Genomic DNA, 21286 nt, shown 5'->3' on the forward strand with positions numbered 1-21286 from the left:
GGCGCGCGTGCTGGCGAAGGAAGGCGCGAAGCACAACGTGCGTTCGCACGTCGTGTGTCCGGGCTTCGTGCGCACGCCGCTGGTCGACAAGCAGATTCCGGAGCAGGCGAAGGAGCTCGGCATCAGCGAAGAGGAAGTGGTGAAGAAGGTGATGCTCGGCAACACGGTCGACGGCGTGTTCACGACGGTGCAGGACGTCGCGCAGACGGTGCTGTTCCTGTCGGCGTTCCCGAGCGCCGCGCTCACGGGCCAGTCGTTCGTCGTCAGCCACGGCTGGTTCATGCAGTAAGGTCCTCGCCTCTGTAACGGGAGGCGACTTCCACACCACCATCCATACCAAGGACGGCGTGCCGTCGGTCGACGCCACGCCATCCGTCTCCGCCGTCCACGGCGGGATTTCTCGGAGCAACTGATGAAACCGCACGCGCGTACAGAAAAGCAGGCCGTCGATGCGGCGGACCTGCATCACGAAGCCGGCGCGCCGGCCGCTGCGCGGTCGCTGCCGTACGAAACCATCGCGCTCGTCCTGCAGGGCGGCGGCGCGCTCGGCGCGTATCAGGCCGGCGTGTTCGAAGGGCTGCACGAAGCGGGCGTTCCGCTCGACTGGATCGCAGGCATCTCGATCGGCGCGCTCAACACCGCGCTGATCGCCGGCAATGCGCCCGAACATCGCGTCGAGCGGCTGCGCCAATTCTGGGAAACGATCTGCCAGCCGGCGTTCTTTCCCGCGATTCCGGCCGCGTTCGAATTCGCGCTGTTCAACAGCATCGACCAGGTCCGCACGTTCTTCACCGCATCGCAGGCCGCAAGCGCGATGATGCAGGGCCAGCAGGGCTTCTTCTCGCCGCGCTTCCCGCCGCCGCTGCCGGGCGTGTCCGATCATCCGGAAAAGATCAGCTGGTACGACACGTCGGCACTGCGCGCGACGCTGCTCAAGCTGTGCGATTTCGACCGGATCAACTCGGGCGAGACGCGCGTGTCGGTCGGCGCGGTCAACGTCGGCACCGGCAACTTCGTGTACTTCGACAACTCGCGCATCCGCCTCGAACCCGAGCACTTCATGGCGTCCGGCGCACTGCCGCCCGCGTTTCCGCCGGTCGAAATCGACGGCGAGTATTACTGGGACGGCGGCGTCGTGTCGAACACGCCGCTGATGGAAGTGCTGCGCGCGCGTCCGCGGCGCGACACGCTCGCGTTCCAGGTCGATCTGTGGAGCGCACGCGGGCCGCTGCCGCGCACGATGGCCGACGTCGCGGAACGCACGAAGGACGTGCAGTATTCGAGCCGCACGCGTTTCGTCACCGATACGCTGCAGCGCGAACAGCGCTACCGCAACGTGCTGCGCCACGTGCTCGAGCAGGTGCCGGAAGAGCAGCGCAAGAACGACCCGTGGTGCATCGAGGCCGAAGCGATGTCGAGCGGGAAGAAATACAACATCCAGCACCTGATCTATCAGCAGAAGGCGTACGAGCACCACTACAAGGACTATCAGTTCGGTCTGTCGACGATGCGCGACCACTGGTGCGCGGGTCTCGACGACATCCGCAAGACGCTCGCGGTCAAGGACGGCCTCGCGCTGCCCACCAACGACGCGGGCTTCGTCACGCACGACATTCACCGCCGCCGGTGATGCCGTATGCGACGGACCGGCGCGCAGGCTGCGCCGGTCCGTCCTTTGTTCCGATTCGACATGCCGATCTTCATTGCGCTGTTCGCGCTCATCGCCCTGGGATGGGGCGCCGTCCACCTGTTTCACGTCATCGCCGCGCAGTTCGGCCAGCCGGTCGCGATCGCGGCCGCCGTGCTCGCCGCCGCGATCCTGATCGCGCTGATCGCATGGTGGATCAAGCGCCGCCGCGACATCGCACCGAACACGAAGGAACAAGGCTGGACCCACATCGTGCATCGCGCGTGGGGCGAGCTGCGCGTGTCCGCGACGCAGGGGCTGCTGTGGCTGTCGCATGACGGCGCGGACGGCCGCTATACGTTGTCGCAGCTCGACGGCTGCGAGGCGGCGCCGATCGGCGGCCGCTGGCATCTCGTCGTGCGCGTGCGCGACACGGTGCGCGGCGAATGGAAACTGCCGATGATGGACAAGCGCGATGCGCAGCGCTGGGCGCGCGTGCTGATGCTCGCGAAGGACAACCGGCTGTAGGACGGCGGCGCGGTTCCCTGAGCGCCCTAGCGCGCGCCGAGCGCCCACAACGCGTCGAGCACGTGCTGGGTCGACCGCTCGACCGGGCCGGCCCGATGGGCGATGCCCAGTTCGCGCCACAACGCCGGACGCAGCGGCCGCATGACGATGCGTGGGTCGGGCAACGGGGCGCCCGCCTCGTGCGGCAGCAGCGTCGCGCCGTAACCCGCGGCGACCAGGCTCTTGATCGCATCGTTGTAGTTGAGTTCGATGCGCGGCTCGGGCCGGTGGCCGCCGAGCGCGAACCATTCCGTCGTGAGCCGCGACAGGCGGGTGGTCGCATCGTTGAGAATCAGCGGGCGCGCGGCCAGATAGGCCGGCGTCACGCGTGCCGGCAACCGCCAGTCCGCGGGCAGAAAGGCCAGCACCGGATCGCGCCGCCACGCGCGGATCGACAGCCCCGCGACCGCCGCCTGCGGCAGGGCGACCAGCCCGACGTCGAGCGAGCCCTGCGCAAGCCGCGCCAGTGTGTCGTGCGACGTGAGCACCGCGATCTGGACATCGATGTCCGGATGCTGCTCGCGCAGCCGGGCCACCGCCTGCGGCAGCAGATGGGCGATCGCCCCGGTCGACGCGCCGAGGCGCACGCGCCCGGTCAGCCCCTGCACCTGCCGCTCGACGTCGTCGAGGGTCGACTCGACCTCGGCCAGCAGACGGCGTGCCCGCTCCACCAGCACCGCACCGATCGTCGACGGCTGCACGTTGCCGCGCGTGCGCGACAGCAATGGCGCACCGATGCGGCTTTCGAGTTCGGCGACATGAAGGCTGACCGTCGGCGGCGCAAGATGCAGCAGCTGCGCGGCGGCCACGAAGGATCCCTGGTCGGCGATTGCGACCAGCGTACGCAGCCGGTCCAGACTGATCTCGCGCATGCCCACCTCTCGTTCAGGAAAACTGAATCCGGTCATCAGGAAATTCAACTTTTCCTATTCTAGGCGTTCGATGGACGATACGGCTTTCCCGATGCCCGAAACGAGGAACGCGACCATCATGAGCCTCCCTACTGTCTATATCGACGGCGACCAAGGTACGACCGGACTGCAGATCCACGAGCGCCTGCGGGATCGCACCGACCTGCGGCTCGTCACGCTGCCGGATGCCGAGCGCAAGGACCCCGCGCGGCGCGGCGAAGCGATCAACGCGTCCGATATCGCGATTCTGTGCCTGCCCGACGCCGCCGCGCGCGAAGCGGTCGGCTTCATCCGGAATCCGGCGGTACGCGTGATCGATGCGAGCTCGGCCCATCGCACCGAACCGGAATGGGTCTACGGTTTCCCCGAGATGGCCGACGGGCACGCGCAGACCATCGCACGTGCACGGCGCGTCACCAATCCGGGCTGCTATCCGACAGGCGCGGTCGGGCTGCTGCGGCCGCTGCAACAGGCCGGCCTGCTGCCGCGCGACTACCCGGTGAGCATCCATGCGGTGTCCGGTTACTCGGGCGGCGGCCGCGCCGCCGTCGACGCATTCGAATCGAACGACGCCGCGCGCGCGAAACCGCTGCAGGTCTACGGCCTCGCGCTCGCGCACAAGCATGCGCCCGAGATCCAGCTGCATGCCGGGCTCGCGCATCGTCCGCTGTTCGTGCCGGCTTACGGCGCCTATCGGCAAGGCATCGTGCTGACGGTGCCGATCGAGCTGCGCCTTCTTCCGGCCGGCGTGACCGGTGAGTTGCTGCACACGTGTCTCGCGCACCATTACGCCGGCGCGCGCCATGTCGAGGTGACGCCGCTCGCGGATACGCGCACGATCACGCATCTCGATCCGCAGGCGCTGAACGGTACGAACGACCTGCGGCTGAGCGTGTTCGTCAATGACGATCACGGTCAGGTGCTGCTGTCCGCCGTGTTCGACAATCTCGGCAAAGGGGCATCCGGCGCGGCCGTGCAGAATCTCGACCTGATGCTCGGCGCGGCGAGCGCTGCGCAAGCGGCTTGAACGCCGGAGCCGCGGGTGTGAGCCGCGGTTTGGGTGCGGGTGCGGGTGCGGGTGCGGGTGCGGGTGCGGGTGCGGGTGCGGGTGCGGGTGCGGGTGCGGGTGCGGGTGCGGGTGCGGGTGCGGGTGCGGGTGCGGGTGCGGGTGCGGGTGCGGGTGCGGGCATCATCGTCGGTCGGGCCCGTGCCTCGCGGCCATCGACGTATCGCTGCCTGTTGCATCGTGTCGGCCCATGACGCGATGGCAAGCCCAAAACGGGCATGTGCCGACGTCGCAGACATGCCCCCGTAAAAGCTCACCTTTCGCCGATTTCAGCCCGCATCGTCGCTCGCCGCGGCATTCAACCCGGCGAGCGCCTCCGCCAGAAAATCGACGCACACGCGCACCTTCGCCGAAGCCGCGACGCGTTCCGGATAGACCGCCCAGATGTTCGCCGGCTGAATCACGTCCGGCAGCACGCGCCGCAGCGCGCCGCGTTCGATCAGCGGCCCCGCCTCCCAGATCGAGCGCAGCACGATCCCGCGCCCGGCCAGCGCCCATTGCACGGCCACCTCGCCGTGGTTCGTCGACAGCGCGCCGCCGACCTTCACCGTTGCCGTTTCTCCGCGCAGGTTCAGCCGCCACACGCCGAGCGGATGGTCGCGCTCCTTGATCGCGAGGCAGTCGTGCGACGCGAGATCCGCGAGCGTGCGCGGCGTGCCGCGTCGTGCGAGATAGTCGGGCGATGCACACAGCACGCGATAGTTCGCGGCAAGGCGGCGCGCGATCAGGTGATCGGCGATCTCGTCGCCGATGCGCACGTCGAGGTCGTAGCCTTCGCCCGCGACGTCGACGAGCCGGTCGAACAGATCGAGCCGCACGTTCAGCTGCGGATAGCGCGCGGAGAAGTCGAGCAACGCCGGCGCGACGACATGGCGGCCGAAGCCGAAGCTGCTCGAAATGCGCAGCGTGCCGCGCGGCACCGTGCGCGTGGTCGAGACATCCTCGACGAGATGATCGACGTCGTCGAGAATCTTCTCGGCACGCGCGAACACGCGTTCGCCGGCCTCGGTGACCGTCACGCGGCGCGTCGACCGATGCAGCAGCCGCGTGCCGAGCTGCGCCTCGAGCAGCGCGATGCGCTTGCTCACGTACGCGGGCGACACCGCGAGCTGCTCGGCGGCCGCGCTGAAGCTCGTCAGGCGGACGACCAGGCTGAAGACGCGCAGGTCGTCGAGATTCGGCGATTTGTTCACGATTCGTGGAAAGTCGATTAACCTTTCGCACGATTTTAATCTGAATGGAAATAAATAAAATGGCGTCACGTTCCGCTGCGCACGCTGCCGGCGGCCCGAACAGCCAAGGAGGCTTGCATGAGCGACAAGACGTACAGGATTGCCGTCATCCCCGGTGACGGCATCGGCCGTGAAGTGATGCCCGAGGGCCTGCGCGCGCTCGACGCCGTGACGGCGCGCTTCGGCATCCGTTTCCAGTTCGAACAGATCGACTGGGCGAGCTGCGACTACTACGCGCAGCACGGCAAGATGATGCCGGACGACTGGAAGGCCCAGCTGTCGGACATGGACGCGATCCTGTTCGGTGCGGTCGGCTGGCCCGCGACGGTGCCCGACCACATTTCGCTGTGGGGTTCGCTGCTGAAATTCCGCCGCGAGTTCGACCAGTACATCAACCTGCGGCCCGCGCGCCTGTTCGACGGCGTGCCGTCGCCGCTCGCCGGCCGCAACGCGGGCGATATCGACTTCATGATCGTGCGCGAGAACACCGAAGGCGAATATTCGTCGGTCGGCGGCACGATGTTCGAAGGCACCGAGCGCGAAGTGGTCATGCAGCAGTCGATCTTCACGCGTCACGGCACCGAGCGCGTGCTGAAGTTCGCGTTCGAGCTCGCGCAGCGCCGCGCGAAGCGCCTGACCGTCGCGACGAAGAGCAACGGCATCGCGATCAGCATGCCGTGGTGGGACGCGCGCGCGGCCGAGATGGGCGAGCGCTATCCCGAGATCGCCGTCGACAAGCAGCACATCGACATCCTGTGCGCGCGCTTCGTGCTGCAGCCCGACCGCTTCGACGTCGTGGTCGCGTCGAACCTGTTCGGCGACATCCTGTCCGACCTCGGGCCGGCCTGCACGGGCACGATCGGCATCGCGCCGTCGGCGAACCTGAACCCGGATCGCACGTTTCCGTCGCTGTTCGAACCGGTGCACGGCTCCGCGCCGGACATCGCGGGCCAGTACGTCGCGAACCCGATCGCGATGATCTGGTCGGCGGCGATGATGCTCGACTTCCTCGGCAACGGCGCGGGCCGCGAACGCGAAGCGCACGATGCGATCGTCGCGGCGATCGAGGACGTGCTGCGCACCGGGCCGCGCACGCGCGATCTCGGCGGCCAGGCAGGGACGCAGGAAGTGGGTGAAGCGATCGCGGCGCGGATCGCCGGCTGACGGAACGATGCGCAGGGTGCGCGCAGGTGGTCGATGAATGCGTGTTCAGGGGTGAGCAACACGACCGGCTGCCGCGCACCTTGGTTGATTCCGATACGCGGGCCTGGATGCGCGCGTGTCGGTATCGATGTCGATTTCGAACGGTGAGCAACGCGATGCGGTGACACGCACGGTCACGTGTCGATCCATCGCCGTAACCGGCATCACGTCGAAGTCGAGCGGTGAGTTGCATCACGCATCGCTACACACCGATCGAATCCCGCCAGTGTCGATGTCGCATTCGATTCGCGCGCGGGCAACGCAACGAAAGCGCGAGCACTGCAATGCGCACGGCGCTTCCGTCAGCGCAATCGCGCCGTTTCCTGCGAAGAATGATCGGTGAGACGCGGGACGTGAAGAATCACACCGTCCCGCACGGAATCGCTCGTTCTCCCGAAAACTCTCACCTCAATACACGGCTCCCGAATTTCCTCACCGTTGAGCACAGGCGGCACGCTCGATGCGTGATCGAACGCGTTCACGCGTCGTCATCGTGCTGCGTCACAGCCCGAGATCGGACAGGCCGGGATGATCGTCCGGACGGCGGCCGAGCGGCCAGTGGTACAGGCGATCCGCTTCGCGAATCGGCAGATCGTTGATGCTCGCGTGGCGATGCGCCATCAAGCCGTTTTCGTCGAACTCCCAGTTTTCATTCCCGTATGAGCGGAACCAGTTGCCGGCGTCGTCATGCCATTCGTACGCGAATCGCACCGCGATGCGATTGCCGCCGAACGCCCACAGCTCCTTGATCAGCCGGTAGTCGAGCTCGCGCGTCCATTTCCGCTGCAGCAGGCCGACGATCTCGTCGCGGCCCGTCACGAACTCCGCGCGATTGCGCCACCGGCTCTGCGGCGTATAGGCGAGCGACACGCGCTGCGGGTCGCGCGTGTTCCACGCATCCTCCGCGGCGCGCACTTTCTGGCGCGCCGTGTCGAGCGTGAAGGGCGGAACGGGCGGACGAACTTCCGGGGAAGCGGACATGGGATGCTCCTGTTCAAGGTTGGGCTGCGCACGAACGCAGCCGGTTGGGACGCGTTACTGCGACGCTCGAGACACCGTATCGAGCAAGCATTCGGCGGCTGCGCGCGCATCGCGCGCCGCGACGGCATCGCCGCTGACGAGCGCCACGGCGATCGCGCCGTCGATCAGCACCAGCCATTGACGTGCGAGGCGGGCCAGCCCGCGGCGCTCGATCCCGGCTGCGTCGGCATACGCGTCGAACCGCTCGCGCACGAACGCGAGCAAGCGCGCCTTGTGCATGCGCGCGACGATGCGCACCGGATCGTCGGCGTCGGCAATTTCACCGGACGCGTTCAGGAATGCGCAGCCGTGAAAATCGGGTTCCACGAACCAGTCGCGCAGCACATCGAACATGCCGAGCAACTGCGCACGCGGCGACTTGCCGCGCGCCAGCGTCGCGTCGACGAACCAGCGCATCCAGCGTACGTCACGGCGCTCGAGGGCGGCCACGACCAGCGCCTCCTTCGATTCGAAATGCGAATAAAAGCTCTTTCGCGCGGCACCGGATCGCTTCACGATCGCGTCGACACCCGTGGCATGGATGCCGCCCGAGTAGATCAGCGCTTCGGCCGCGTCGAGCAGCCGGTCGCGAACGGCCGGTTCGCCGGAGAGGTCATCATGTGTGTTCATGGGTTTACGGTAGAACGATCGTTCTCCCTCGTCAACAGCCGCGTGAAAAGGCCCTGCCGTCGGAAGGGCCGATCGCCGCATGGTCTCGATGGCGAGCGGCGCATTGCAGCCGGCGTTTACGACATTTTTTCTTGAAGCTGGCGCGGGGTGCTCACTACACTTCGGTCACCCTGTCTGGCCGAAAGGACATCATGCAGCGACCGGAATCCGCACGCTCCGCGCGTGCCTATGCGGCTTATGCGAAGCGGCTCGACGGCCGCGTGGTGGTAAGGCGTTTCGATCCGCGCAGCGATTCGTATGAGTCGCTGACCGCGTTGCTGCATCGTGCGTACGCGCCACTCGGCGCCGCGGGCTTCAACTGTCCGGGGGTCGACCAGCCGGCGTCGGCGACGCGCGAACGCATGCTCACCAGCGAGTGTTTCGTCGCGCTCGGCAACGCGCATCTGGTCGCGACGATCACGATGCAAGCGCACGATCCCGATTCACGTTGCGATCCGTATCGCAGCCGACGCGTCGCGACGCTCGGCCAGCTGGCCGTCGATCCGGTCTGGCAGGACCGCGGAATCGGCCGTGCGCTGCTCGCGTTCGCACAACGGCGGGCTGCCGCGCGTGGCGCGACGCACATCGCGCTCGATGCGCCGCATGCGGCTGTCCGGCTCGTCGACTTCTATCGTCGCGAAGGGTTTCGGTTGATCGACGTGATGCGGTTTGCAGGACACAGCTACGACAGCGCGATCCTGTGCAAGGCGGTTGGCGTAGCAGGCGAGCCGATGCCTGTATCCGACACGACATCGATCGACGTCGCGCAGCGCGCCGGAGCGGCGTCGTGAGACGCGAAAGCGACGACGATCGCGCGCGGCTCGCACTACGTCACGCCCGCACGCGGGCAGCACTGCGCATGCGCGGGCTGGCGAAGCTGACGGTCATCACGATCGCGGTCACGCAGATGCTGACGCTCGCGTTCGACGGCCTGCTCGTGTTGCTGGGCGACACGCCGGAAGCCGCGACATTGCTGCTGTTCCGCTTCGTCACGTGCGCGCTGGTCAGCTTCTGGCTTCAGGCGGACGCATCGCGCGCGTATCGGCATGCAGCGCAACACGGACTCGTGACGGTGTCCGGCGCGCATGGCGATCTGATCGAAATCGCACCGCAATGCCCGAAACGCTGGCTCGTCGTGTTGAGTCTGCAACTCGAGCCGCGACGGTCGAATGGTGAGCGGATCGAATAGCAGGCAGCGCACCGATCGATGCCGGCTGGCGGGCTGATGGGTGAGTTGCACGGCGGTGATCGGCTCACGCCTCGCGGCCGAGCCGTGACCGGGTTGCGTGGTGACGTGCTGGCGCTGACGCAGGGCAAAACCATGACACGCGATGATGCGGCAAGGGCCCGCTATTCAGGCACGACAAGCGAAAACGGAAGGGCAGGAAGAAAGGCACGCGCCGAGCGACGCGACGGAGTGGGCAGCGGAGCGGCGCTGATGGGTGAGGTGCATGCGCGATTGCATGTCACCGATGAGTGCTGCGGAATCGAAGTGCGATCGCCCTCGTATCGCTGACGGGAAACGACGTGCAGCCCGTTGAATTCCACGCCTGCGCGACACGCGGCAGCATGATCGAGCCGCCGTTCGGTACGCAAATACAGCTCCCGAATATTCTCACCTTACGCGTTTGTCGAAGCGGCCCAGCCCCGACAAACGCTCATGCCCGCACGAGCGGGGCAGCCGGCAAACGTACCGAACCGCCCCGCCGGCACTCAGACCGTCCAGTCGAGAATCACCTTGCCGCTTTCACCCGACAGCATCGCGGCGAAGCCTTTCTCGTAATCGTCCGCCGCAAAGCGATGCGTGATGATCGGCGACAGATCGAGACCGCTTTGCAGCATCGCGACCATCTTGTACCAGGTCTCGAACATCTCGCGACCGTAGATGCCCTTGATCTCGAGCCCCTTGAAGATCACCTGGTTCCAGTCGATCGCCGTCTGCGCGGGCGGAATGCCGAGCAGCGCGACCTTGCCGCCGTGATTCATCGCCTCGAGCAGGCTCGTGAACGCGCTCGGTACGCCCGACATCTCGAGACCGACGTCGAAGCCTTCCGTCATGCGCAGGTCGGCCATCACGTCGCGCAGCGACTCGCGCGCGACGTTGACCGCGCGCGTCGCGCCCATCTTGCGCGCAAGTTCGAGCCGGTAGTCGTTGATATCGGTGATCACGACGTTGCGCGCGCCAACGTGCTTCGCGATCGCGACGGCCATGATCCCGATCGGGCCCGCGCCGGTGATCAGCACGTCCTCGCCGACGAGATTGAACGACAGCGCCGTATGCGTCGCGTTGCCGAACGGATCGAAGATCGACGCGAGATCGTCGGAGATCTCGGGCGGAATCTTGAACGCGTTGAACGCGGGAATCGCCAGGTACTCGGCGAATGCGCCTTCACGATTCACGCCGACGCCGACGGTGTTGCGGCACAGATGCCGGCGCCCCGCGCGACAGTTGCGACAGAAGCCGCACGTGATGTGGCCTTCTCCGGACACGCGATCGCCGATCGCGAAGCCGCGCACTTCCTGCCCCATCTCGACGATCTCGCCGACGTATTCGTGACCGACGTGCATCGGCACGGGAATCGTCTTCTGCGCCCAGTCGTCCCACTTCCAGATATGGATGTCGGTGCCGCAGATCGCCGTGCGGCGAATCTTGATCAGCACGTCGTTGTGTCCGACTTCGGGGCGCTTCACGCGCGTGAGCGTGAGGCCCGGGCCGCGTTCGAGCTTTGCCAGTGCTTTCATGGTCGCGCCTCCGTCAGACGATGCCGAGCGACTTGCCGACGCGCACGAACGCGGCGACCGTCTGATCGATCTGTTCGGGCGTATGCGCGGCGCTCATCTGCGTACGGATGCGCGCGCGACCGCGCGGCACGACCGGGAACGAGAAGCCGATCACGTAGACGCCTTCGGCCAGCAGCTTGTCCGCCATGTTGGTCGCAAGCTGCGCGTCGCCGAGCATCACCGGGATGATCGGATGCGCGCCCGGCACGAGCGTGAAACCCGCGGCCGTCATCTGCTCGCGGAAACGCGCGCCGTTCTCGCGCACGCGTTCGCGCAGCTTCGCCCCTTCGTCGCTGCCGAGCAGTTCCAGCACCTTCAGCGACGCCGCGGCAATGCTCGGCGTCAGCGTGTTCGAGAACAGGTACGGGCGCGAACGCTGGCGCAGCAATTCGACGATCTCGCGGCGGGCCGCGACGTAGCCGCCCGATGCGCCGCCCAACGCCTTGCCAAGCGTGCCGGTGATGATGTCGACGCGACCGTCGACGCCGCAGTGCTCGGGCGTACCGCGGCCATGCGCGCCGATGAAGCCGACCGCGTGCGAATCGTCGACCATCACGAGCGCGCCGTAACGATCGGCGAGGTCGCAGATGCCTTTCAGGTCGGCGATGATGCCGTCCATCGAGAACACGCCGTCGGTCGCGATCAGCTTGTTGCGCGCGCCCGCGGCGTCGGCTTCCTTCAGCTTCGCCTCGAGGTCGGACAGGTCGTTGTTCTTGTAGCGGAAACGCTTCGCCTTGCAGAGGCGGATGCCGTCGATGATGCTTGCGTGGTTCAGCTCGTCGCTGATCACCGCGTCGTTCTCGTCGAGCAGCGTCTCGAACAGGCCGCCGTTCGCATCGAAGCAGCTCGAATAGAGGATGCTGTCCTCGGTGCCGAGAAACGATGCCAGCGCGCTTTCGAGCTGCTTGTGCACGGTTTGCGTGCCGCAGATGAAGCGCACCGACGCCATGCCGAAGCCGTCCTGGTCGAGACCGGCCTGCGCCGCGGCGATCAGGCGCGGATCGTTCGCCAGACCGAGATAGTTGTTCGCGCAGAAATTCAGCACGCCGGCACCGCCGGCGAGCCGCACGGCCGCCGCCTGGGGACTCGCGATCTCGCGCTCGGTCTTGTAAAAACCGTCCGCGCGGATCTGGTCGAGCGTCCCGCGCACCTGGGCGAGAAAGGCATCACGCATCGCAAAGCTCCTGACAGGGATTCGCATCCCGTCGCGCGCCACTCGTGGCGGCGGCGCAACGGCCTGCTACTGTTATAGTCGGTCGTTCGGTTGACCGCATTTATCCGATATTCCGAACTAGAATTCGAAATACCGAACAACTCTAAGCGAACGGAAACCAAATGGCAAGTTCCTCCGCGTCGCGGCGCACGCCTGCCAGCGCCGCACCGCAAGCGCCGGGCGTGACGCCGCCGCGCGTCGGCGAGCAAATCCAGCGCCTGCGCAACGAGCGCAAGCTGACGCTCGACGACCTGTCGCGTGCGGCTGGCGTATCGAAGTCGATGCTCTCCGAGATCGAGCGCGACAAGGCCAATCCGACGATCGCGGTCGCATGGCGGCTCACGAATGCGCTCGGCATCACGCTCGACGAGCTGTTCTCTCAGCCGAAAGCGCCGGAGACGATCCGCGTGGACGGCCCGCACGACATCCCGACGCTCGCCGGCCACGACGGCCGCTATCAATTGCGCGTATGGGGCCCGATCGACCTGGCCGGCAAGTTCGAGTGGTACGAACTGACGCTGCCGAGCGGCGGCGCGCTCGTGTCGAACGCGCACGAACCCGGCACGCGCGAGCACCTCACCGTGCTGCAGGGCGCGATGGAAATCGAAGCCGCGGCGGCGAGCCGACGCCTGAAGGCGGGCGACACCGCGCGCTACCCGGCCGACACGCCGCATGCGATCCGCAACCCCGGCAAGGCCGAGGCACGCGCACTGCTGATCGTGATTCATCGCTGACGATGCGGGTAGCTGGCCGAAAGGCCAGTTGCGGAAGACACTGTATATTTGTACAGTATACGGACATTCCGCCATGCATGGCCGGGGCGGCGCACCGAGGCGCCGCGCCGGTCGACAGGAGCCTGCGATGACAGAAGAACAAGATTTGGCCGCGCTCAGCTTCAAGGCTGCCGCGCACGACCTCGAACTGATCGTTCGCCATATAGCCGGGCGCTACATCCGTCAGCGCGTCCCGCTGTCGTGGCGCCTGCTGCACGCGATCGAAGCCGAGGCGCTCGCCGATCTCGGTTTTGCCAGCCGGCACGAGGCCGGCATGCGTCAACTGTTCGAACGGCCGTCGGACATGACCTTTCCCGAAACGGACGATCCGATCGACTTCGGCCGATCGAACGCGCTGCCCGCCGTGTTCTCGTTCGCGGTCCTCGCGTATGAAGCCGCGGCCAAATCGCAGGAAGCGGCGCCCCGCGAGCGCGTTCACCGCCCGTCAAAGGCGTGGGGCGACTGACGTCAGGCCCCGAGCGTCCGACACGGTGGGCGGCTCCCGCATCCTGCTGTCCGCGACGTTGCGGAAAGGGCTACCATATACGCAACTAACGGAATAAATGACATGTCCCTTCCCACGCCCTCCGACACCCCGGCACGCCCGGAAGAAAAGGATCTGTTCGACCGCGGCGCGTCCGACTGGATCATCTCGCCCGAAGCCGCGTTCGACGCGTGGCTTGCCATGCAGGACTACCGCCGTTCGTCGGCCGACGTCTACCGCGCGCAATGGGGCGCCTTTCTTGCGTGGCTGCGTGCAAACCAGAAAAACCTGGCCACCGTCGATACCGCAACGATCGCGAACTTCGTCGGCGAGCTTCCGATCCGGAAAACGCAGCGAATGCGTTATTTGCGGCTGATCGAACGCGTGCTCGACCACATCCGGCGCACCGAGTTCGCGTCCACCAACCCGGCCCGCTTCATTGCTCAGGATGGCGAAGCGAACTGGCGTCAGGCACGCGACAACGAGCCAACCGGTTTCCTGACGCCGGCCGAACGCGCAAAGTTGCTGGCCTACCTGTTTTCGCCGATCGGCGTGTCGGGCTCAGCATACTGGAAAGAGCGGCGCGACCGCGCGCTCGTCGCCGCGTTTCTCGGCGCCGGCGTGAAGACCGGCGAAGCACGCGTGCTCACGATTAGTTGCATCGATACGAGCGGAACGTCGCTGCAGATCCCGTCGACGCATCCCGATTTCGCGCGCGAAACCCATCTGGCGTCGTTCGCGATCGCGTTGCTCGAAGCATGGCTCGTGGAGCGCAAGCGCCAGGAGATTCCCGGCGAGCTCGTGTTTCCCGCATCGCATGCCGGGCGGCCGATGCACAAGGCGACGATGCTGCGCGCGATCGACGCGATCGTCGAATCCGCGGGGCTGACGTCGTCGCGCACCGCGCGCGCGAGTCCGCAAACGCTGCGCAACACCTATGCGGCCGAGCTGTTCGAACACGACGTACCGCCCGAGCGGGTCGGCAAATGGCTCGGCTTCGTGCGGCCGATCTCGTCGAACCGGCTGCACCGCGCGTGGAAAAACTGGCGTGACGATCTCGCGAATGGTGACGCTTCCGACCAGGACGAAACTCACTGATGCCGAACCGGCTGCTCACGCGACGTGATCCGTGAGCAGCCTTGTGTGGCGTAGCCTCACCATTTCGCGGCCCCCGAAAAACCTCACCTCACGCGTCCCGAATCACCTCACCTGTGCGATCGCTGTGCCGACCCGCGCGTCAATCGCGTGCAAAGCGTGCGATCGCTTCGAATCGTGAAGGCCAGGGCCCCGATGCATGTTCGCATTCGGGGCACGATACTTCGAACCCGTCGTCGCCGTGCGACAACTCCGGTTCGCCGTCGCAATGCGGGCACTGGGTCGGCACCGGAATTTCATGGTCCAGTGACGTCCCGATCGCGGAAAACGCATCGGCATCCAGCTGACCGGCATCGGCCAGGCGCCGGATCAGCGCGGAAATCTCGGGGTTCATCCCGCGGCTCGCGCGCAGCGTATTCACCTCGCGCGTCGCGCGCTCCAACTCGTCGCCCTGGCTGCGAAGCTGTTCCTCGAGCCGGTCCGCGCGGGCCTTGGTCGCACTCAGTTGCTGAAGGAAATCGAATTCCTTGCGTTGCACGTCGCGCAAACCGCTCTGATAGGTCGAGGCCATGCTGCGCAGCGAGTCCAGCTCGACCAGCATCGGTTTGACGCGGCGCTCGGCTTCGGCCACCGCATCCTTGATCTGCTGCGCATAGTGTTCGGTGCGCTGCTGCAATTCGGCTTGCAGCGTGTCGATACGGTCGCGCAGCGCCGCGTTCTGCGTCTGTTCGGCATCGACGCGGCCGGCCATGGCGGCCAGTTCCTTTTCGAGTCGGGCGACTGTGGTGAGCAGCGTCGCCTCGTTTGCCGAACCGTGCGTCGATTGCGAGGCCAGTTGTACCTCGAGCTCGGTCACACGCGCCTGCAGCTGCTCGTTGCGGGCTTCGCTGCGCGTCAGCGCGCCTTCGAGGGTTTCCTGGCGAACCGTGGCGTCGCGCAGCCGCTGTTCCGCATCGGTCACGCCGGCGCGGATCTGCTCGCGGTCGACATCGAGACTTTCCCTGGCCGCTTTCAACGCCTCTTCATATAGCGCGCCGAGCAATGCGCCGGCCTTTTCCTCGACCGCTTTCGGAATCGCCGCACCGTCGAGCCGAACCTTCGACGCGGCACGGATCCGTTCCCAGAAATGATCGATGTCCTTCGGAATGTCGCTGGCACTGCCGGTCTGGGTCAGATCGCGGACATTGGCGGCCGACGGCCGGATGCCGAGATCGAAAAACAGGCGCTTGCAGGCATGCAGCGACAACTCCTGGCGGCGCGCGCCGCTCGCGCGTAGCGATTCGAGTTCTTCCCGGATGGCTTCACGTATTTCATCCAGCGTCATGGCAGGACTCACAGACATTGAAATGTTGTGATCATAACGGAATACGTATTTTTTGATACCTGTTTTTGTCGGCCGCGGTGAATTTACGTCGTCGTGCACAGAAATCGGCGCTGTGAGCCGATCTGGATGAGCCAACGTCCCGATTCCGTGAAACAAAGCGAAGAAAGCGGGCCAAGTACTTGTGCTGAAAGCGTTTTTTAGCAAGCCCCGAAAAAGGGCATTTGTTTCACATGATGGGCGTCACGCTCGCTGTCGGTGTTCAGGGGTTGGGGTCTCTGTGGAAAACTCGACGACCGATGTCTTGAGAGTATTAGAAGTAAACACCCTTGAACCCTTAGTTAAAAACGTTAACGCCACGGCACAGCCTTATGTAGCAAGGCTTTCCGGCCGAGAAGGTGAAGTTTTACGGGAACCAAGGTGATCTTCTGCGGGAGCTGAAGTGATGGGGTTCGGGGATCTGCGTGAGCCGATGCAGGAAAGGTCGTGAGCGGATTCGGGATCACAGTGAAATGCGAGATTTCCCAAAGGTGAGGTTTTTCGGGGCTGCACAGCCATGGAACCCGCGCTGTGCCTGCGCGCACAGTTTTCTGCCTGTGCAGACATAGGTGAGAATTTGCGGGACCTTAGTCGCGCCCCTATTCTGCCCATCTTTTGGGCAGTTTTCATTAAAGGTGAGGTTTCACGGGACTCCACAGGGATTTGCTGTGAGGATTTCCGGGAAACAACGGTCATTTTGCACAGCAAAAGTGCCCTGTGGGGCCTGTGAAGCCTGAAAGGTGAGGCTTTTCGGGAGCGAAATCCGGGTTTTCCTGCCCGGATCCCGTTGAGGTGAGCTTTTTCGGGACATCGATCACGGCTGCCGTTTGCCTGATAGGTGAGCCTTTTCGGGAGCGCCATTTGCTCGAAAATAGGGCAAAAGTGAGGCTTTTCGGGACCCATAACGGGGCGAATTCGCTGAAAAGCCCGCCGGGACTGGCAGAAATCTGATTTTTGCTGTGCCACTTTTTGGCACAGGTGAGAGTTTTCAGGAGTCGATACACAGCTGCCGCCGACGTTCGCCTGCCGCAAAGGTGAGGCTTTTCGGGGGACGATCGCCGGACACAGCGGAACGCCTGCTGCACATAAGTATCGGACGGCATTGACATTTTTGATACCGCGGCGGTTACGGTGAGGTTTTTCGGGAGCCGTATCCGCATCCGTTGGAGCGCCGCTTTTTTCAATAAGGTGAGGCTTTTCGGGAGGTCCTGGCTGGCGATCCCGCGTGTGCCGGGGACTCGTCTGGATCCGGGGCACAGAATTCCGAGCCGTTGAGGTGAGAATTTTCGGGACCGAACGGTTTCTGTGCGCTGTACAATGCGCGCCCGGGCCTGTGAATCGGCTTCGATGGCCTCGCGGCGCATCCTTTTTGGCGCGGTTTCCGGGTCCCGGGCGTGGTTGCGGTCGCCCCGGTCAGCCGCGCCTGTACATGCATACAGGCCGGTGCGGGCCTGTCCACTCGATGTCGCGACGTCCAGTGGCGACCCTGTGACGAGGACCCGGAAGCGCAGTCGCAAAATTACGACAAATCGAAAGGTGAGCCGATACGGGAGCAAGTTTCGCACGTGTCGAGCACAGGCAAAAATCTGTGAATCCGCGCATCCCGCGACACGTCTGGACGAGTCCGAAACGCTGTAAATCCGGACCGGTGAGGGTTTTCGGGAGAGGGTTGGGGTGAGTGCCGTTTCACACGCGCACTTCACCCGCTATGGTGAGCATGTCGTTCTGGACGCACATCACCACAGGCGCTATCCTTCCGTGAAACTTCTCCTCCGACCCGACGCATGGCCACGAAGCGCGCCAAGAAAACCGATGTGGATGTGGTGAGTGCCAGTTCAGCCGAATTGCGTAAGGCCGTCGAGGCGATCGCAATTCAGCCGAAGAGCGGCAAGATCACGCTCCTGACCCGCAAGCTGTTCAACGTCCTGCTCGCCGTCGCGCAGCAGGCCGACGACTCGGGCGATACGTATCGCGCGCTGCTGTCGGATATCGTCGCCAACTCCGCCTTCGATTCGAACGACACCGCGCTGGTGAAGGAACACCTGCGCCGCATGGTGTCGGTCCAGGTTGAATGGAGCACGGGGACGTCGAGCCAGAAGCCGGGCCGCAAGTGGGGGATCTCGACGCTGATCGCCGATGCCGAAATTCTCGAGGATCCGGCTACCCGCCGCGTGTGGGTCGAATTCTCGTTCGCACCTAAGATCAAGAAGAAGTTGCTCGACCCGGTCCAGTACGCGCGTCTGAGCCTGCAGTTCCAGAGCCAGCTGCGCAGCAGCGCCGGTCTCGCGCTCTACGAGATCTGCGTGCGCTACCTGACGAACCCGAGCCACCTGACGATGCGCGAGCCGTGGGAATGGTGGCGGCCGATCCTGTCGGGCACGCCCGATACGGAAGCCGGCGACGAGGCGAAGCGCGAGTACAAGTACTTCAAGCGCGACTACCTGCGTCCGGCGATCGCCGAGGTCAATGCGGTCACCAACATCTTCGTCGAACTGATCGAACATCGCGAAGGGCGCCGGGTCGCGGAGATCCAGTTCCGCGTGACCGAGCGCAAGCAGCCGATGCTCGCGCTCGACGAGCATCCGAACGTGTTCGACAGCACGCTGGTCGACCGGATGGTGAAGCTCGGGATTCCGCTCAAGGAAGCGCAGACGCTCTATGCGGACAGCGAGGAAAACCGGATTCGCGCCGCGCTGCAGATGACCGAGCAACGGATGCGCAGCACGACGCTGCCGCCGGTGCGCAGCGCGCCCGCGTTGTTCAAGGATGCGCTGAAGAAGGGTTATGCGCCGCCGGTCGAGTCCGTCGACGCGCTGCCGTCGGGCACGCCTGCCGCGAAGGTCGTCGCGGCGCAGCCGGACGATCTGAAGGCGCGTCTGTTGAGCGAATTCGCGGCGTTCCGCCGCAAGGAAGCGAAGGTGTTGTACGAGGAGCAGGGCGACGCGGAGCGCGAAGTGGCGCGCGAGTCGTTCGAGTCGGAAGTGCTGCCGACGATGGGCTCGCACCTGCGTGACGACTGGCGCAAGCGCGGCCTCGATTCGAAGCTGGCCGAGACGGCGTTTTTCGACTGGCTGGCCCAGAAGACCTGGGGCGAGCCGACCGACGGCGACCTGCTGTCATTCACCCTGAATCAATCGCGGGCCGCCTGAGGCCTGTTCAGGCCCCTCTGACGGGCCGCCGCCGGTTGCCCGCCCAACCGGCGAGCCCGGCGCATCGCCAGGCCCTGCCGGCCGTTTCCATCAGTCCGACAACAGCATCCGCTCGAGCTGCTCGAGGATCGCGTCGCGCTTGTCCTTCGGGAGGCCGCGCAGGCGCAGTTCGATGCGGTCTTCGCCATACGACTTCAGGTCGCCGACCGACTTTCCGCCGAGCTTGATCTCGAGACGCTGCGCATAGCGCTGGCGGCCCGCCGGCTTCGGCGTTTCCTGCGCCGCGACGCGGCCCTTGACGATGTCCGACACCTGACGCGTGCTGAGATCGTCGGACACGATCTTGTTGATCAGGCGCAGCGTCGCCTCGGTGCCGCGCGCGCCGTGATAACGGCCGACCTGATACGCCATGTTCGAACCGAAACGATCGGGACGCGCGACCATCTCCTGCATCACGCTTTCCGGCAGCTTGCCGATCGACAGCGCGACCGCGACCGTCGACTCGTCGAGGCCGAGATGCTCGGACAGTTCCTTCTGACTCAGGAAGTGCTTGTCGTCGAGGAAGCGGCGCCATACGACGGCGTTGTCGAACACCGTCTGCGAATCGCGTTGCACGTTCAGGTCGTAGCCGAGCTTGTAGCTCTGGATCCCGATCGGCACGTCGATCACGATCGCCTTCACCGACTCCTTGTTCGCTTCCTTCAGCGCGCGCACGCGGCGGCCGCCGTCGCTGACGAAATACGAGCCCGGATTGTCGTAGTCCGGAATCACGTGGATCGCCTGCTGCTGCCCCTGCTTCGCGAGGTTGACCGCGAGTTCGGCAATCGACGACTTCAGATAGAAGTGCCGCGGGTTGAACGGGCTATGCTTGATCGCCTTCAACGGCAGTTCGATTACCTGGCCGGGCGCATAGCGGTTCTCGAGGCGCCACGCGCGATATTGCGGCGACTCGTCGATCGACGGATCGAGCAGGACGTCCGGAGACGGTGGCGGCGTGATGTCCTTCTTGGCGGACTTCGTCGGGGCCGGCGTGGCCGTCTCGGATTTGACGATGCCGTCGATGGCATTCAGCCGATCAAGCGCCGTGCGCTTCTCGCTCGTCGTGATATCCGGGCGCGCTTGGAATCCTTTTGCAAATTGGGAGGGTTTCATGTGACTCCTTTATGCGCATAAAGTCAGGGCAGCATGGCGACGATTTCGTCGGCACATGCGCGAATTTCCGCGGCGGCCAGCTTGGCGCCGCGATCGTTCATCTGCAGCACGGTCTGACCGAGCGCCATTGCCTGCTTGTACGCTTCCCGGGTCGGGATTTGCGTCTTCAGCAACGGGAAGCCGAGTTCCTCGAGCGCACGCTTGAGCTCGCGGGTCAGCATGCGCTTCTCTTCGGTCTTGTTCAGCAGGAAGACGGCACGGAGGTCTTCGTTCATCACCTGCGCCTGCTGGATCAGCTTGACCAGCCCGACGCTCGACCAGTAATCGGCTGGCGACGACGAAGTCGGAATCACGGCGATCGATGCGGCCAGCAGCACGACGCCGGAGACTTTCTCGGTGATCGACGGCGGGCAATCGACGACGATGATGTCGTAGTCGTTGATGAACTTCTTGATCTCGCGATGGATCTGGCCGCCGGCTTCGGCGAGATTGACGACCGGGAACGGGATGCCGGCGTCGCTGTCACCGGATGCGCTCGACCAGTGAACCAGTGTGTTTTGACCGTCGGCGTCGATGACGAGGACGCGCTTCCCTTTCTCATGGAATGCCGCGCCGAGGTGCATGGCAATCGTGCTTTTGCCGACGCCACCTTTTTGTTGAGTGACTGCAATGATTTCCGCGGCCAATTTTCACTCCTGTTTTTGGTCGTTGGAATTTTACAGGACGATATTTATATTTCAATGAAATTGTCGTTTGCCAACTACGCGTTAGCCATTCGGGCTATCGGTTTATGCGCATAAACGAATGGGGACGCTGGCTGACTGCAGCGGATGGCGGCGAGATTGCTGCGGTGGATGATGAGCCGATGGATCGTCGTGACGACAGGCGTTTCTGCCCGTCATTCGAGAAGCTGATCGGCGCAATGTGTTGGCGCCTACCCTCTCGATAGCCGAACGCACGGGGCCTTGGTGACGGAGGAGTTTG

Annotated in this window: 21 protein-coding genes; 12 read left to right on the forward strand and 9 right to left on the reverse strand. The window is 65.0% G+C overall.

What is annotated here, in order from left to right:
* From U5A56_RS12700 to U5A56_RS12710, 3 genes are all read left to right on the forward strand, one after another.
* A partial coding sequence (locus U5A56_RS12700) for an SDR family oxidoreductase (protein ID WP_321922651.1) occupies nucleotides 1-289 on the forward strand: 289 nt, incomplete at its 5' end.
* 123 nt (nucleotides 290-412) lie between these two features.
* Nucleotides 413-1630: a DUF3734 domain-containing protein gene (locus U5A56_RS12705; protein ID WP_044849279.1), complete on the forward strand. Its 1218-nt coding sequence runs from the start codon at nucleotides 413-415 to the stop codon at nucleotides 1628-1630.
* A 60-nt stretch (nucleotides 1631-1690) separates the two neighbouring features.
* Nucleotides 1691-2155, forward strand: a complete 465-nt coding sequence (locus U5A56_RS12710; RefSeq protein ID WP_321820578.1) for a signal peptide protein — start codon at nucleotides 1691-1693, stop codon at nucleotides 2153-2155.
* A gap of 26 nt (nucleotides 2156-2181) precedes the next feature.
* Here U5A56_RS12710 and U5A56_RS12715 read toward each other — a convergent pair whose 3' ends face one another.
* Nucleotides 2182-3066 (reverse strand): LysR family transcriptional regulator, encoded by an 885-nt coding sequence (locus U5A56_RS12715; RefSeq protein WP_044849281.1) that lies wholly within the window; start codon nucleotides 3064-3066, stop codon nucleotides 2182-2184.
* Between the two features lie 118 nt (nucleotides 3067-3184).
* Between U5A56_RS12715 and argC the strand changes: the two genes are divergently transcribed.
* Nucleotides 3185-4132: an N-acetyl-gamma-glutamyl-phosphate reductase gene (gene argC, locus U5A56_RS12720; protein WP_321922939.1), complete on the forward strand. Its 948-nt coding sequence runs from the start codon at nucleotides 3185-3187 to the stop codon at nucleotides 4130-4132.
* Between the two features lie 308 nt (nucleotides 4133-4440).
* Here argC and U5A56_RS12725 read toward each other — a convergent pair whose 3' ends face one another.
* Nucleotides 4441-5364, reverse strand: coding sequence for a LysR substrate-binding domain-containing protein (locus U5A56_RS12725; protein WP_321798124.1), 924 nt, complete (start codon nucleotides 5362-5364; stop codon nucleotides 4441-4443).
* Nucleotides 5365-5481: 117 nt separating this feature from the next.
* Here U5A56_RS12725 and U5A56_RS12730 point away from each other — a divergent pair, with 117 nt between their 5' ends.
* Nucleotides 5482-6567, forward strand: a complete 1086-nt coding sequence (locus U5A56_RS12730; RefSeq protein ID WP_044848750.1) for a tartrate dehydrogenase — start codon at nucleotides 5482-5484, stop codon at nucleotides 6565-6567.
* Nucleotides 6568-7107: 540 nt separating this feature from the next.
* Here U5A56_RS12730 and U5A56_RS12735 read toward each other — a convergent pair.
* Together U5A56_RS12735 and U5A56_RS12740 are read right to left on the reverse strand one after the other, a co-directional pair.
* On the reverse strand, nucleotides 7108-7587 hold the full coding sequence (locus U5A56_RS12735; RefSeq protein WP_012365039.1) for a DUF1348 family protein: 480 nt from the start codon (nucleotides 7585-7587) through the stop codon (nucleotides 7108-7110).
* A gap of 54 nt (nucleotides 7588-7641) precedes the next feature.
* Nucleotides 7642-8256, reverse strand: coding sequence for a TetR/AcrR family transcriptional regulator (locus tag U5A56_RS12740; protein WP_321922654.1), 615 nt, complete (start codon nucleotides 8254-8256; stop codon nucleotides 7642-7644).
* Between the two features lie 191 nt (nucleotides 8257-8447).
* On the opposite strand from U5A56_RS12740, the gene U5A56_RS12745 reads away from it, so the two are divergent.
* The 3 genes from U5A56_RS12745 to U5A56_RS12755 are packed head-to-tail and all read left to right on the forward strand — an operon-like array spanning nucleotide 8448 to nucleotide 9811.
* Nucleotides 8448-9086 carry a GNAT family N-acetyltransferase gene (locus tag U5A56_RS12745; protein ID WP_321820583.1) on the forward strand — a complete coding sequence of 213 codons (639 nt, stop codon included), beginning with the start codon at nucleotides 8448-8450 and terminating at the stop codon, nucleotides 9084-9086.
* Complete coding sequence (locus U5A56_RS12750; protein WP_321922655.1) at nucleotides 9083-9484, forward strand: hypothetical protein; 402 nt, start codon at nucleotides 9083-9085, stop codon at nucleotides 9482-9484. Before U5A56_RS12745 ends, U5A56_RS12750 begins: the two co-directional genes overlap by 4 nt.
* A 36-nt stretch (nucleotides 9485-9520) precedes the next feature.
* Entirely contained in the window at nucleotides 9521-9811 is a 291-nt protein-coding gene (locus tag U5A56_RS12755) for a hypothetical protein (RefSeq protein ID WP_321922657.1), read from the forward strand.
* 197 nt (nucleotides 9812-10008) lie between these two features.
* On the opposite strand, the gene tdh is transcribed toward U5A56_RS12755, so the two are convergent.
* Together tdh and U5A56_RS12765 are read right to left on the reverse strand one after the other, a co-directional pair.
* The gene (gene tdh, locus U5A56_RS12760; RefSeq protein ID WP_044848754.1) at nucleotides 10009-11037 is read right to left on the reverse strand and encodes an L-threonine 3-dehydrogenase; all 1029 of its coding nucleotides are present in this window, start codon (nucleotides 11035-11037) and stop codon (nucleotides 10009-10011) included.
* A gap of 13 nt (nucleotides 11038-11050) precedes the next feature.
* Nucleotides 11051-12250, reverse strand: a complete 1200-nt coding sequence (locus tag U5A56_RS12765; protein ID WP_321922660.1) for a glycine C-acetyltransferase — start codon at nucleotides 12248-12250, stop codon at nucleotides 11051-11053.
* 161 nt (nucleotides 12251-12411) lie between these two features.
* Here U5A56_RS12765 and U5A56_RS12770 point away from each other — a divergent pair, with 161 nt between their 5' ends.
* The 3 genes from U5A56_RS12770 to U5A56_RS12780 all read left to right on the forward strand — a co-directional run bounded on the left by U5A56_RS12770 (nucleotide 12412) and on the right by U5A56_RS12780 (nucleotide 14644).
* Nucleotides 12412-13023 carry an XRE family transcriptional regulator gene (locus U5A56_RS12770; protein ID WP_321798109.1) on the forward strand — a complete coding sequence of 204 codons (612 nt, stop codon included), beginning with the start codon at nucleotides 12412-12414 and terminating at the stop codon, nucleotides 13021-13023.
* A 127-nt stretch (nucleotides 13024-13150) separates the two neighbouring features.
* Nucleotides 13151-13528: a DUF2471 family protein gene (locus U5A56_RS12775; protein WP_124485970.1), complete on the forward strand. Its 378-nt coding sequence runs from the start codon at nucleotides 13151-13153 to the stop codon at nucleotides 13526-13528.
* Nucleotides 13529-13630: 102 nt separating this feature from the next.
* Nucleotides 13631-14644 carry a tyrosine-type recombinase/integrase gene (locus tag U5A56_RS12780; RefSeq protein ID WP_044848758.1) on the forward strand — a complete coding sequence of 338 codons (1014 nt, stop codon included), beginning with the start codon at nucleotides 13631-13633 and terminating at the stop codon, nucleotides 14642-14644.
* A gap of 139 nt (nucleotides 14645-14783) precedes the next feature.
* Here the strand turns inward: U5A56_RS12780 and U5A56_RS12785 are convergent, their stop codons facing one another.
* On the reverse strand, nucleotides 14784-15965 hold the full coding sequence (locus U5A56_RS12785; protein WP_321922662.1) for a DNA-binding protein: 1182 nt from the start codon (nucleotides 15963-15965) through the stop codon (nucleotides 14784-14786).
* 1820 nt (nucleotides 15966-17785) lie between these two features.
* On the opposite strand from U5A56_RS12785, the gene U5A56_RS12790 reads away from it, so the two are divergent.
* Complete coding sequence (locus U5A56_RS12790) at nucleotides 17786-19150, forward strand: replication initiation protein (protein ID WP_057925458.1); 1365 nt, start codon at nucleotides 17786-17788, stop codon at nucleotides 19148-19150.
* 90 nt (nucleotides 19151-19240) lie between these two features.
* Here U5A56_RS12790 and U5A56_RS12795 read toward each other — a convergent pair whose 3' ends face one another.
* On the reverse strand, nucleotides 19241-20302 hold the full coding sequence (locus U5A56_RS12795; protein ID WP_321922664.1) for a ParB/RepB/Spo0J family partition protein: 1062 nt from the start codon (nucleotides 20300-20302) through the stop codon (nucleotides 19241-19243).
* A 23-nt stretch (nucleotides 20303-20325) separates the two neighbouring features.
* A complete protein-coding gene (parA, locus tag U5A56_RS12800; protein WP_040138954.1) occupies nucleotides 20326-20988 on the reverse strand; it encodes a ParA family partition ATPase in 663 nt (220 codons plus the stop codon).
* Nucleotides 20989-21286: the final 298 nt, after the last annotated feature.

The organism is Burkholderia sp. BCC1998, from assembly GCF_905339875.1.
GTDB lineage: Bacteria > Pseudomonadota > Gammaproteobacteria > Burkholderiales > Burkholderiaceae > Burkholderia.